Source organism: Janthinobacterium sp. GMG2, assembly GCF_033949445.1.
GTDB lineage: Bacteria > Pseudomonadota > Gammaproteobacteria > Burkholderiales > Burkholderiaceae_D > Janthinobacterium > Janthinobacterium aestuarii.
Window position 1 is genome coordinate 625,927 of the sequence record NZ_JAXAWA010000003.1, and the last position, 11,582, is coordinate 637,508.

General features: G+C 61.8%; 14 protein-coding genes. All 14 read left to right on the forward strand.

The window, feature by feature from the left end; genetic code table 11:
• The first annotated feature begins 5 nt into the window (after positions 1–5).
• The 14 genes from SKZ59_RS14920 to SKZ59_RS14985 all read left to right on the forward strand — a co-directional run bounded on the left by SKZ59_RS14920 (position 6) and on the right by SKZ59_RS14985 (position 11,576).
• Positions 6–458: a gamma-butyrobetaine hydroxylase-like domain-containing protein gene (locus SKZ59_RS14920; protein WP_070305340.1), complete on the forward strand. Its 453-nt coding sequence runs from the start codon at positions 6–8 to the stop codon at positions 456–458.
• A 98-nt stretch (positions 459–556) separates the two neighbouring features.
• Complete coding sequence (locus tag SKZ59_RS14925) at positions 557–901, forward strand: YciI family protein (protein WP_070305342.1); 345 nt, start codon at positions 557–559, stop codon at positions 899–901.
• A gap of 2 nt (positions 902–903) precedes the next feature.
• Positions 904–2,145, forward strand: coding sequence for an RNA polymerase sigma factor (locus SKZ59_RS14930; protein ID WP_070305344.1), 1,242 nt, complete (start codon positions 904–906; stop codon positions 2,143–2,145).
• Positions 2,146–2,174: 29 nt separating this feature from the next.
• A complete protein-coding gene (gene ubiE, locus SKZ59_RS14935) occupies positions 2,175–2,909 on the forward strand; it encodes a bifunctional demethylmenaquinone methyltransferase/2-methoxy-6-polyprenyl-1,4-benzoquinol methylase UbiE (RefSeq protein WP_034778407.1) in 735 nt (244 codons plus the stop codon).
• 31 nt (positions 2,910–2,940) lie between these two features.
• Positions 2,941–3,900 (forward strand): Tim44 domain-containing protein, encoded by a 960-nt coding sequence (locus tag SKZ59_RS14940; protein ID WP_070305346.1) that lies wholly within the window; start codon positions 2,941–2,943, stop codon positions 3,898–3,900.
• A 147-nt stretch (positions 3,901–4,047) separates the two neighbouring features.
• The gene (locus SKZ59_RS14945; protein WP_070305555.1) at positions 4,048–4,686 is read left to right on the forward strand and encodes an SCP2 domain-containing protein; all 639 of its coding nucleotides are present in this window, start codon (positions 4,048–4,050) and stop codon (positions 4,684–4,686) included.
• Positions 4,683–6,254 (forward strand): ubiquinone biosynthesis regulatory protein kinase UbiB, encoded by a 1,572-nt coding sequence (gene ubiB, locus SKZ59_RS14950; RefSeq protein WP_034753364.1) that lies wholly within the window; start codon positions 4,683–4,685, stop codon positions 6,252–6,254. Before SKZ59_RS14945 ends, ubiB begins: the two co-directional genes overlap by 4 nt.
• 18 nt (positions 6,255–6,272) lie before the next feature.
• Positions 6,273–6,875, forward strand: a complete 603-nt coding sequence (locus SKZ59_RS14955) for a methyltransferase (protein WP_319992176.1) — start codon at positions 6,273–6,275, stop codon at positions 6,873–6,875.
• A 79-nt stretch (positions 6,876–6,954) separates the two neighbouring features.
• A complete protein-coding gene (locus SKZ59_RS14960; protein ID WP_046682127.1) occupies positions 6,955–7,263 on the forward strand; it encodes an FmdB family zinc ribbon protein in 309 nt (102 codons plus the stop codon).
• A 36-nt stretch (positions 7,264–7,299) separates the two neighbouring features.
• Positions 7,300–7,941, forward strand: coding sequence for a DUF502 domain-containing protein (locus SKZ59_RS14965; protein ID WP_034753372.1), 642 nt, complete (start codon positions 7,300–7,302; stop codon positions 7,939–7,941).
• A gap of 69 nt (positions 7,942–8,010) precedes the next feature.
• Positions 8,011–9,807: an aspartate--tRNA ligase gene (gene aspS, locus SKZ59_RS14970; protein WP_319992296.1), complete on the forward strand. Its 1,797-nt coding sequence runs from the start codon at positions 8,011–8,013 to the stop codon at positions 9,805–9,807.
• An 84-nt stretch (positions 9,808–9,891) separates the two neighbouring features.
• Positions 9,892–10,356 carry a dihydroneopterin triphosphate diphosphatase gene (nudB, locus tag SKZ59_RS14975; RefSeq protein WP_046682129.1) on the forward strand — a complete coding sequence of 155 codons (465 nt, stop codon included), beginning with the start codon at positions 9,892–9,894 and terminating at the stop codon, positions 10,354–10,356.
• 19 nt (positions 10,357–10,375) lie between these two features.
• A complete protein-coding gene (locus tag SKZ59_RS14980) occupies positions 10,376–10,669 on the forward strand; it encodes a hypothetical protein (RefSeq protein WP_072457749.1) in 294 nt (97 codons plus the stop codon).
• Positions 10,670–10,754: 85 nt separating this feature from the next.
• The gene (locus SKZ59_RS14985; protein ID WP_034753381.1) at positions 10,755–11,576 is read left to right on the forward strand and encodes an endonuclease/exonuclease/phosphatase family protein; all 822 of its coding nucleotides are present in this window, start codon (positions 10,755–10,757) and stop codon (positions 11,574–11,576) included.
• The last annotated feature ends 6 nt before the right edge of the window (positions 11,577–11,582 follow it).

Consider the following 11,582-nt stretch of genomic DNA (forward strand, 5'->3'; position numbering starts at 1 on the left):
TCGTCATGACTGAAAAAGCAGCAACACCGCAACCGACCGGCTTGACCGTGCACAACCAGTCGCGTGTGCTCGACGTGGCTTTCGACGATGGCAGCGAATTTGCGCTGCCGTTCGAATACCTGCGCGTGTACTCGCCGTCGGCCGAAGTGCAGGGCCATGGCAAGGGCCAGGAAACTTTGCAATTAGGCAAACGCCTGGTCGGCATCACGGGCATCGAGCCGGTCGGCAACTACGCCGTGCAGCCCACCTTCAGCGATGGCCACAATTCCGGCCTGTACACCTGGGCATACTTGTACAAGCTGGGCGCGGAAAAAGACAAGTTGTGGCAAGCCTACCTGGACCAGCTGGCGGCAGCCGGCTATCCCGGCGACAGCGGCCGCGACGCCAAGGCCGACATGACGGTCAAGCAGTCGTCCGGCGGCCATGTGCACGGACCGAGCTGCGGGCATAAGCATTAAGCTGAAAAAATAATGCGGTAAGCTTGTCGGATTGCCGCATATCCATTCGTCGTATGAATGCCCGCGCTTGCGGGCATTTTTCTTTTGGAGAAGAGACTATGGAATACATGATCCTGATCTACGCCGACGAGGCGCGCTATGAATCCATGGAAGAGGGCCAGATGGCCAGCCTGATGGCCGACTTTGCCAGCTATACGCAGGCGCTGGAGGCGGCAGGCGTGCTGCGCGGGGGCGCCGAGCTGGCGCCAGTGGGCAGTGCCACCTGCGTGCGGGTGCGCAATGGCAAACCCGTCATCACGGATGGGCCGTTCGCGGAAACCAAGGAACAGCTGGGCGGCTACTATCTGCTAGCCTGCGCCAACCTGGACGAGGCGCTGGCCTGGGCCGGGCGTTGCCCGGCGGCCTCCTTGGGCACCATCGAAGTGCGGCCCGTGACGGCTTGACGATGGCCGGCGACGCCATCGCGGCCGTCGAACGCGTCTTTCGCCAGGAAAGGGGCAGGGTGCTGGCAGGCCTGATGCGGCGTTTCGGCGACCTGGGACTGGCGGAAGATGTGTTGCAGGAAGCGTGCCGCAAGGCGCTGGAACTGTGGCCCCGCACGGGCATCCCCGATAATCCCGCCGCCTGGCTCAGTTCCGTGGCGCGCAATGCGGGGCTCGATCACGTGCGCCGGGCGGGCAAAAGCGTCAGCGATGCCGAGGCCGTGCTGTCCGGCCTGACTGTATCCGTGGAAGAGGAAACGCCGGCCATCGGGGACGACCGCCTGCGCCTGCTGTTCATCTGCTGCCACCCGGCGCTGGCACCCGAGGCGCAGGTGGCGCTGGCCCTGCGCACCTTGTGTGGCCTGTCCACGGGCGAGATCGCGCGGGCCTTCGGCGTGGTGGAAGCTGCCCTGTCGCAGCGGCTATTGCGCGCCAAGCGCAAGATCGCCGAAGCGCGCATCCCCTTCGAGTTGCCGCCGGAACAAGAATTGCAGCCACGGCTGGCGCAGGTGCTGCACGTGATTTACTTGGTGTTCAGCGAAGGCTATTGCGCCAGCGGCGGCGAGACCCTGCTGCGCGCGGACCTGTGTGCCGAGGCGCTGCGCCTGGGACGCTTGCTCGACAGTCTGCAGCCGGGCCAGCCCGAAGTGCAGGGGCTATTGGCCCTGATGCTGCTGCAGGCGTCGCGCGGCCCGGCCCGGCTATCGCCTGAAGGCTATCTGCTGACCCTGGAAGAGCAGGACCGGCGCCTGTGGCAGGGGGACTTGATTGCCGAGGGACTGGCCGTGCTGGAACTGGCCTTGCCGGCGCGCGCGCCAGGGCCATATCAGCTGCAGGCGGCGATCGCCGCCTTGCACGCCAAAGCACCCACGGCCAGCCAGACGGACTGGCGCCAGATCAGCGCCCTGTACGGCGCCTTGCTGCGGCACAAGCCGGAACCGTTGATTTTGCTTAATGCCGTGATCGCCTGTGCGATGGCGCATGGCACTGCACACGGGCTGGCGTGGCTCGATCGCCTGGAAGCCGTGCCCAGCCTGGCGCTATCGCATTATCTGCATGCAGCCCGGGCCGACTTGCTGCGCCGCCAGGGCGACCGGCAAGGGGCGCTGGCGGCGTATGCCCGGGCGGCCATGCTGGCGTCGAATGCAGTGGAAAGGCAATACCTTCTCCGGCGTCACGGGGAAATGCGCCTGCCGCTTGTATAATGCTCCCAAGTTCAAACAGACTGCCTACCATGACCAATACGACCCATTTCGGATACAAAACAGTTGCAGAAGACGACAAAGTGCGCGAAGTCGCCAAGGTGTTTCATTCCGTCGCTGCCAAATACGACGTGATGAACGACTTGATGTCGGGCGGGCTGCACCGTCTGTGGAAGACGTTCACCATTGCCAACGCGGGCGTGCGCCCCGGTTTCAAGGTGCTCGACATCGCCGGCGGCACGGGCGACCTGTCGAAGGCGTTTGCCAAGCAGGCGGGCCCTACCGGCGAAGTCTGGCTGACCGATATCAATGAATCGATGTTGCGCGTGGGTCGCGACCGCCTCTTGAATCGCGGCTTGCTCACCCCCACCATGTTGTGTGACGCGGAAAAACTGCCATTCCCCGATAATTATTTCGACCGTGTCAGCGTGGCCTTTGGCCTGCGCAACATGACGCACAAGGATGTGGCGCTGGCGGAAATGCGCCGCGTGCTGAAACCGGGCGGCAAGCTGCTGGTGCTGGAGTTTTCCAAGGTGGCCGCTCCCCTGCAAAAGCCGTACGACCTGTATTCGTTCTCGGTCTTGCCGTGGTTCGGACAGAAAATCGCCGGCGACGCGGAAAGCTACCGCTACCTGGCCGAATCGATCCGCATGCACCCGGACCAGGAAACCCTGAAGACCATGATGGAAACGGCGGGTCTGGAACGCGTGCAGTACTACAATTTGACGGCAGGCATTGCCGCTTTGCACACCGGTATCAAGATGTAATGCATCAACGTTGGTGATTTTAGGAGATGGAATGAAATTGAAGAAATTTATGGTCGGCATGATGCTGGCCGCGACCACGGTATCCATGCTGGGCGAGGCGCTGGCCCGTCCCATGGGCGGTGGCCGTTCGATAGGCCGTCAGTCGCAAAGCGTGAGCCGCCAGGCGCCCGCGCCGGCCCCAGCGCCGGCACCGGCTGCCACGCCACGCCAGGCGCAACCGGCGCCGGCTCCTGCGCCAGCACCTGCCGCCAAGGCACCGAGCCGCTGGAAGGGCTTGCTGGGCGGCGCCTTGCTCGGTCTGGGTCTGGGCGCGCTGCTGTCGCACTTCGGCCTGGGAGGCGCCCTGGCCAGCATGATCAGCACCTTGCTGATGGTGGCTTTGCTGGCCGGCGTGGTCTTCTTCATCTACCGCATGGTGCGCGGCAAGCGTGCTGGCAACAGCAGCGGCAATGCGCCGTTCGCCGGCTTCGGCAACCAGCCTGCGCCAGCGGGCAACGTGCCTGACATCGGTTCGCGCATTCCACCGCTGCCGCCGCTGCAGCCCGTCTCGTCCGGCGTCGGCCTGGATAAGCCGGACCCGGACCCGGTCCCGGTGCCGGCTGCCGCGCCATGGGGCGTGCCAAGCGACTTCGACAAGGAGGCCTTCCTGCGCCACGCGAAAAGCAATTTCATTCGCCTGCAAGCGGCCTGGGACAAGGCCGACGTCAACGATATCCGCGAATTCACGTCGCCGGAAGTGTATGCGGAACTGCGCATGCAAATCCAGGAGCGGGGCACGCAAGCAGACTTTACCGATGTCGTCACCATCGATGCCGAGCTGCTGGGCATCGAGACGAGCGTCAACGATTACCTGGCCAGCGTGAAGTTTGTGGGCCTGATCCGTTCAGCGCCGGGCGCCGCGGCGGAACCGTTCGCGGAAGTGTGGAATATGTCGAAACCCGTCAGCGGCAATAGCGGCTGGGTCCTGGCAGGCATCCAGCAATTGAATTAATTGTAAAAACTTGCTGAATAATGGCTTAAGTCCATGCGGAATGCATGATGCTTAACAGATATTTCCTGCTGAACTGGTAAGATCGAAACCGCCTACGTTGTTTTACGGGCGGTTTTTTCTTTTTGGGGGCGCGAAGCGCGCAACATGATGGCACCACTTTCCGACCTTTCCCTGATGACGCCCGTCATCGCGACTATTAACCACTTGCTGGCGCAAGAGCCGTGGGCGCGCCAGCAGCTGGCCGTGCACGCCGGCAAGCTGGCCTGCATCGACACGGGCGCCGTGGCCCTGCGCCTGCGTGTCGACAGCGCCGGCATGCTGGAAGCGGCGCCGGCCGACATGCCGGCCAACGTCACCATCCGCGTAAAATTGTCCGACGTGCCGCTGATCCTGCAAAACCGCGAGCGGGCGTTTTCCTACGTCAAGATCGAAGGCGATGCCGAGTTTGCCAATGCGATTTCGCAATTGAGCAAGGGTTTGCGCTGGGAAGCCGAGCACGACCTGGAAAAGGTCGTCGGCCCCATGCTGGCCACGCGCCTCGTTGCCGGCGCCAAGGATGCGGCCGCGTTTGTGCGCACGGGCCAGCAAAAGCTGGCGGAAAACGTGGCCGAATATTTTCTCGACGAACAACCCATGCTGATCCGTCCTTCTACCCTGCAAGAGTATTCCGCTGGCGTGACGCGCGTGCGCGATGACGTCGAACGCCTGGCCAAGCGCCTTGCCCGGCTGGAAAAGGCGGCCGCCGCCGTCCAGCCGCAGTCTTCCTCACCGGATTTGTCTACATGATATTGAAATTCCTGCGCCTGTTTAAAATCATCCGTGTTTCCATCAAGTACGGTCTGGATGAGATAGCGATTTCTGGTCTGCAAGTTCCCCGCACCGCCAAATTGATCGACACCCTGATTTTCTGGCGCGACCTGTCGTCGCCACGGGGCTTGCGCCTGCGCTTGGCGCTGGAAGAGCTGGGCCCGATTTTCGTCAAATTCGGCCAAGTGCTGTCGACCCGGCGCGACCTGATGCCGCTTGACATCGCCGAAGAACTGGCGCGCCTGCAAGACCGCGTGCCGCCTTTCGATTCCGACCTGGCCATCGCGCAAATCACCAAGTCGCTGGGCGCCCACCCGGACCAGCTGTTTGCCCGCTTCGAGCGCGAACCGGTGGCGTCCGCCTCAATTGCCCAGGTGCACTTCGCTACCTTGAAAGATGGCCGCGAAGTGGCCGTGAAGGTCTTGCGTCCAGGCATGAAAAAGCTGATCGACGAAGACGTGGCCCTGATGCACATCGCCGCCGACTGGACCAGCCGCCTGTGGGCCGACAGCAAGCGCTTGAAACCGAAAGAGGTGGTGGGCGAGTTCGACAAATACCTGCACGACGAGCTGGACCTGATGCGCGAGGCGGCCAACGCCAGCCAACTGCGCCGCAATTTCGCCAACTCGGACTTGCTGCTGGTGCCGGAAATGCACTGGGATTACTGTTCCAGCAGCGTCATCGTCATGGAGCGCATGGTCGGCATTCCCGTGTCGCAGACCGAGCGCCTGGTGGCGGCCGGTGTGGATTTGCGCAAACTGTCCAGCGATGGCGTGGAGATTTTCTTCACGCAAGTGTTCCGCGACGGCTTTTTCCATGCGGACATGCATCCGGGCAATATTCTCGTGTCGATCGCGCCGGAATCGTTCGGCCGCTACATCGCGCTCGACTTCGGCATCGTGGGAACGTTGAACGACTACGACAAGGATTATCTGTCGCAAAACTTCCTCGCCTTCTTCCGCCGCGACTACAAGCGCGTGGCCGAGGCGCATATCGAATCGGGCTGGGCGCCGAAAGACACGCGCGTGGATGAACTGGAAGCGGCCGTGCGCGCCTGCTGCGAGCCGATCTTCGACCGTCCGCTGAAAGATATTTCTTTTGGGCAAGTGTTGCTGCGTTTGTTCCAGACGTCGCGCCGCTTCAACGTGGAAGTGCAGCCGCAACTGGTGCTGCTGCAAAAGACCCTGCTCAATATCGAAGGCCTGGGCCGCCAGCTGGACCCGGAACTGGATCTGTGGCAAACGGCCAAGCCCTACCTGGAAAAATGGATGAGCAACCAGGTGGGGCCGCAAGGCTTCATGGAGCGCCTGCGTGCCGAGGCGCCCCGTTATGCGCACATCTTCCCGCAACTGCCGCGCTTGCTTCACCAGGCCTTGACCGTGCATGGCGAGCCGCGCGAAAACGATGTGGAACTGATGAAAACCTTGCTTGCAGAACAACGCCAGACGAACCGCTTGCTGAGCTTTATCGTGTACTTCGTGGGCGCCTTCGCCCTCGGCGCGCTGGGCTTGCAAGTGTTCATGCGCTGGCATCAACTGCCGTTTTAAAGGCTGAGGACGTAAGTGATGGCTGACTTCCAAACCCGCGATCCGCTCTCGCCCGCCTTCTGGGACGAGCGTTTCGAAAAGCAATTTACGCCCTGGGACCACGGCGGCGTGCCCAGGCGCCTGCGCAGCTTCGTCGCTGGCAGCCCGGCGCCGCTGCGCTGCCTGATTCCCGGCTGCGGCTCGGCCTATGAGCTGGTCTTCATGCTCGATCACGGTTGGGATGCCACGGCCATCGACTTTTCGCCGGCCGCCGTGGCTGCCGCGCGCGCCGTCGTCGGCGAACGGGCAGGGCAGGTGGTGGAAGCGGATTTCTTTGCCTGGGAACCTGTCGCGCCGCTGGACCTGATCTATGAGCGGGCTTTCCTCTGTGCCATGCCGCGCGCCATGTGGCCGCAAGTGGCGGCCCGCTGGGCGCAGCTGCTGGCGCCGGGCGCCATGCTGGCCGGCTACTTTTTCTTTGACGACAATGCCAAGGGACCGCCATTTGGTATTTCAAAGGAGAAACTGCAGGAATTGCTGGCCCCGCATTTCGACTGCCTGGCCGATGAAGTCGTCGATGATTCCATCGCCGTCTTTGCCGGCAAGGAGCGCTGGATGAGCTGGCGCCGCCGGGCGGACTGAGGCGGACCGGTCAATTTCCGTTGAGGGCAAAGGAAAAGCTTTATAATTCAGGGTTTTTGATGATTTTCTCGGAGTAGAGATGCCGATTTACGCTTACCGTTGTGACGAGTGTGGTTTTGCCAAGGATGTCTTGCAAAAGATCTCCGATCCAGTACTGACGGTGTGCCTGTCGTGCGGCAAGCCCAGTTTCAAGAAACAATTGACGGCCGCCGGTTTCCAATTGAAGGGCACTGGCTGGTACGCGACCGATTTCCGCGGCGGCACGGCGCCCACCACGGCCATTCCGACGGGCCCGGCCGATAATGCCAAGCCTGCCCCGGCCGCTGACAGCGCACCTGCTGCTGCGCCCGCGCCTGCCCCGGCTGCCACCGCGCCGAAAGCGGACTGAGCGCGCGCGCTGATACGATCCATTACCGAGAAACTGATGCGTAAATACTTTATTACCGGATTACTGATTTTGGTGCCCCTGGCCATTACGGCCTGGGTCCTGAATCTGGTGATCAGCACGATGGACCAGTCGCTGTTGCTGGTGCCCGGCAGTACGCAGCCCAGCGTCTGGTTCGGCCACAAGGTTCCCGCGCTGAGCACCATTCCCGGCCTGGGCACGGTATTGACGGTACTGATCGTGTTCTTCACGGGCTTGCTGACGAATAACCTGGTCGGCAATTACGTGGTGAAGCTGTGGGAAAAATTGCTGCAACGCATACCCATCGTCAATTCCCTGTATTCGAGCGTCAAGCAAGTGTCGGATACCCTGTTTTCCCCGTCGGGCAATGCGTTCCGCAAGGCCGTGCTGGTGCCGTATCCGCACCAGAACTCCTGGACCATCGCTTTCCTGACGGGCGTGCCGGGCGGCGATGCGGCGAACCACCTGGTGGGCGACTTTGTCAGCGTGTACGTGCCGACGACGCCGAACCCGACATCGGGCTTTTTCCTGATGATGAAGCGCAGCGATGTCGTCGAACTCGACATGAGCGTCGATGCGGCGCTCAAATATATCGTCTCGATGGGCGTGGTGGCGCCTGCGGAAGTTGTTGCTGTACCGGCCCCGGCAGCCAAAGAATAAAGGCAGGCGTCCCACGTGGGACGTGGCCGGATTGAACACTCACTAACCTGAACTGAGAATTTTATGTCTATGCGTACTGAATACTGCGGCCTCGTTACCGAAGCCATGCTGGGACAAACCGTCAGCCTGTGCGGCTGGGTACATCGCCGCCGCGACCACGGCAGCCTGATTTTCATCGACTTGCGCGACCGTGAAGGCCTGGTGCAAATCGTCTGCAACCCGGAACAAGCGGAAATGTTCAAGGTCGCCGAAGCCGTGCGCAACGAATTCTGCCTGCGCGTGACGGGCGTCGTGACCAACCGTATCGAAGGCACGATCAACAACAACCTGAAGTCGGGCAAGATCGAAGTGGTCTGCTCGGAGCTGGAAGTGCTGAACCCTTCCGTGCCCGTGCCGTTCCAGTTGGACGACGACAACCTGTCGGAAACGACGCGTCTGACGCACCGCGTGCTGGACCTGCGCCGCCCGCAAATGCAGAACAACCTGCGCCTGCGTTACAAAGTGACGATGGAAGTGCGCAAGTACCTCGACGCGCTGGGCTTCATCGACATCGAAACGCCGATGCTGACCAAGTCGACGCCAGAAGGCGCGCGCGATTACCTGGTGCCGTCGCGCGTCAACGCGGGCAGCTTCTTCGCCTTGCCGCAATCGCCACAGTTGTTCAAGCAACTGTTGATGGTCGCTAACTTCGACCGTTACTACCAGATCACCAAGTGCTTCCGCGACGAAGACTTGCGCGCTGACCGCCAGCCTGAATTCACGCAGATCGATTGCGAAACCTCGTTCTTGACGGAACAGGAAATCCGCGACCTGTTCGAAGACATGATCCGCGTCGTCTTCAAGAACACCCTGGACATCGACCTGCAGAACCCGTTTCCGGTGATGGATTTCGCCGAAGCGATGGGCTTGTACGGTTCCGACAAGCCGGACATGCGCGTCAAGCTGGCCTTCACGGATTTGACCGAAGTCATGAAGTCGGTCGAGTTCAAGGTCTTCAACGGCGCCGCCAACATGAAAGGCGGCCGCGTGGTTGCCCTGCGCGTACCGCAAGGCGGCAGCATGCCCCGTTCGGAAATCGACGCCTACACCCAATTCGTCGCCATCTACGGCGCCAAGGGCCTCGCTTACATCAAGGTCAACGAGAAAGCCAAGGGTCCTGAAGGCTTGCAGTCGCCGATCGTCAAGTTCCTGCCTGCCGACGTGCTGGCCACGATCCTCGAGCAGACGGGCGCGCAAGACGGCGACCTGATCTTCTTCGGCGCGGACAAGGCCAAGGTCGTCAACGACGCCATCGGCGCGCTGCGCGTGAAAATCGGTCACAGCGAGTTCGGCAAGAAAGCCGGCCTGTTCGAAGACGTGTGGAAGCCATTGTGGGTGGTCGACTTCCCGATGTTCGAGCACGACGAAGAAGCGGATCGCTGGACGGCGACCCACCATCCATTCACGGCGCCGAAAGACGGCCATGAAGACATGCTGGAAAGCGATCCGGGCGCCTGCATCGCCAAGGCCTACGACATGGTCTTGAACGGCTGGGAACTGGGCGGCGGTTCGATCCGTATCCACCGCGAAGAAGTGCAGTCGAAAGTATTCCGCGCACTGAAGATCGATGCCGAAGAAGCGCAGCTGAAGTTCGGCTTCCTGCTCGACGCCCTGCAATACGGCGCGCCACCGCATGGCGGCCTGGCATTCGGCCTGGACCGTATCGTGACCATGATGACGGGGTCCGAATCGATCCGTGACGTGATCGCCTTCCCGAAAACCCAGCGTGCGCAAGACTTGCTGACGCATGCGCCGTCGGAAGTGGACGAGAAGCAACTGCGCGAACTGCACATCCGTTTGCGCAGCGCCGAGCCAAAAGTAGTGTAATGAAGCATGCGGCTGCCCCGGTGGCCGCTGTTTGATCCACTATGCAAAAAAAGGCGCTGTCGTGGCGCCTTTTTCATTGTTGATATGACTCATAAAATCCCTGTTTCCGTGCTGGTCGTCATTCATACGGCTGACCTTGACGTCTTGCTGATCGAACGCGCGGGCCAGCCCGGTTTCTGGCAATCGGTGACGGGTTCCGTCGATGCCGTCGATGAACCGCTGCTGCAGACGGCCGCGCGCGAATTGTTCGAGGAAACCGGCATCGTTGCCGATGGACACGATATCGTGCTGCGCGACTGGAACTTGTCGAACGTGTACGAGATCTATCCGATCTGGCGCCACCGCTATGCGCCCGGCGTGACGCGCAACACGGAGCACGTGTTCAGCGTGCAAGTACCGCGCGACATCGCCATCACCCTGAGTCCGCGCGAACACTTGCAGTATGCGTGGCTGCCGTATCTGGCGGCGGCCGACCGCTGTTTCTCGTCGTCCAACGCGGAAGCGATTCTGCAATTGCCGGCCATGACGGGCCTGGCGCGTCCCACCTGATTTCCCTAGAAAGCATTCCATGTTGAACTGGTTACATTTGACTGCGCAGCAAAAACTGCTGGGCACCCTGGGCATTGTTTTTTGCCTGTGCTTTATTTTCCTGCTGTTCAGTTCCACCGTGCCCGGCCGTACGCCACCGATCGGCATGCCGCTGATGGCGATCGGCTGGCTGCTGCACCCGGGCGCGTTTGCCAAGGGCAAGCGCACCGTGGCCTGGCGCGGCGCACCGTTGCTGGTCAAGATCGTCTGGGCGGCCGGCATCACGGCGCTGCTCGTCAGCGTGACGGCGGGCGTGGGACGCATGCTGGCCTGATTGCGTTCGTGATTGTGTTAGTTTAGGTGCGCACGCGCACCTACGCTGGCGCCGCGCGGGGCCCGTCTGGGAGTAGAATCAATGCATGAAAATCCGCGTAGCAACTTATAATATTCACAAGGGTGTCTCCTCCGTGCGAGGCTTGCCCCGCGTACATGCTTTAAAACAGGCGATCGCCCTGTTTCATGCCGATGTCGTCTTTTTGCAGGAAGTGCAAGGCAAGCACGACCGCAATGCGGCCCGCTATGGCGCCGAGAAAAACGGCCACAAGCATTGGCCGGAAGCGTCGCAGCATGAGTTCTTTGCCGGCGCCGAGCACCATTCCGCGTATGGCATGAATGCCGTGTATGACCATGGCCACCATGGTAATGCCTTGCTCAGCAAGTTTCCCATCGCCTCGCAAACCAACCACGACGTCTCCGACCATGCCTACGAGCAGCGCGGCATCCTGCATTGTGTGCTGAAGACGCCGCAGGCCGACGTGCACTGTTATGTCGTCCACCTGGGCCTGTTCGAGTCGGGACGGGGACGCCAGACGCAGGCGCTGATCGACGCCGTGATGGAATCGGCGCCGGATGGCGAGCCCGTCATCATTGCCGGCGATTTCAACGACTGGCGCAACACGCTCAGCGACAAGCTGCGCAATGCGCTGGGCGTGGTCGAGGTGTTCGACCAGCGCGCGTCGAACTCGGCCTTGGGCGACCTGGTGCGCACCCTGGCGCGGCGCCAGACGAAAACGCCGATCCCCGTGCCGGCGCGCACCTTTCCCGCCGCCTTGCCGTGGTTCCGCCTGGACCGCATCTATGTGCGCGGTTTTCACGTGGAAGGCGCGCAAGTGATGCATGGCACCTTGTGGGCAAAACTGTCGGACCACGCGCCGATCGTTGCCGCTTTGAAACTCGCGTAGACTGCC

Excerpts from the sequence above, each read along its gene's own strand:
- SKZ59_RS14945 (WP_070305555.1), top strand. The coding sequence starts at position 4,048 with ATGGCACCACTTTCCGACCTTTCCCTGATGACGCCCGTCATCGCGACT.
- SKZ59_RS14925 (WP_070305342.1), top strand. The coding sequence starts at position 557 with ATGGAATACATGATCCTGATCTACGCCGACGAGGCGCGCTATGAATCC.
- SKZ59_RS14955 (WP_319992176.1), top strand. The coding sequence starts at position 6,273 with ATGGCTGACTTCCAAACCCGCGATCCGCTCTCGCCCGCCTTCTGGGAC.
- SKZ59_RS14920 (WP_070305340.1), top strand. The coding sequence starts at position 6 with ATGACTGAAAAAGCAGCAACACCGCAACCGACCGGCTTGACCGTGCAC.
- aspS (WP_319992296.1), top strand. The coding sequence starts at position 8,011 with ATGCGTACTGAATACTGCGGCCTCGTTACCGAAGCCATGCTGGGACAA.
- SKZ59_RS14940 (WP_070305346.1), top strand. The coding sequence starts at position 2,941 with ATGAAATTGAAGAAATTTATGGTCGGCATGATGCTGGCCGCGACCACG.
- SKZ59_RS14930 (WP_070305344.1), top strand. The coding sequence starts at position 904 with ATGGCCGGCGACGCCATCGCGGCCGTCGAACGCGTCTTTCGCCAGGAA.
- SKZ59_RS14960 (WP_046682127.1), top strand. The coding sequence starts at position 6,955 with ATGCCGATTTACGCTTACCGTTGTGACGAGTGTGGTTTTGCCAAGGAT.
- ubiB (WP_034753364.1), top strand. The coding sequence starts at position 4,683 with ATGATATTGAAATTCCTGCGCCTGTTTAAAATCATCCGTGTTTCCATC.
- SKZ59_RS14965 (WP_034753372.1), top strand. The coding sequence starts at position 7,300 with ATGCGTAAATACTTTATTACCGGATTACTGATTTTGGTGCCCCTGGCC.
- SKZ59_RS14985 (WP_034753381.1), top strand. The coding sequence starts at position 10,755 with ATGAAAATCCGCGTAGCAACTTATAATATTCACAAGGGTGTCTCCTCC.
- SKZ59_RS14980 (WP_072457749.1), top strand. The coding sequence starts at position 10,376 with ATGTTGAACTGGTTACATTTGACTGCGCAGCAAAAACTGCTGGGCACC.
- ubiE (WP_034778407.1), top strand. The coding sequence starts at position 2,175 with ATGACCAATACGACCCATTTCGGATACAAAACAGTTGCAGAAGACGAC.
- nudB (WP_046682129.1), top strand. The coding sequence starts at position 9,892 with ATGACTCATAAAATCCCTGTTTCCGTGCTGGTCGTCATTCATACGGCT.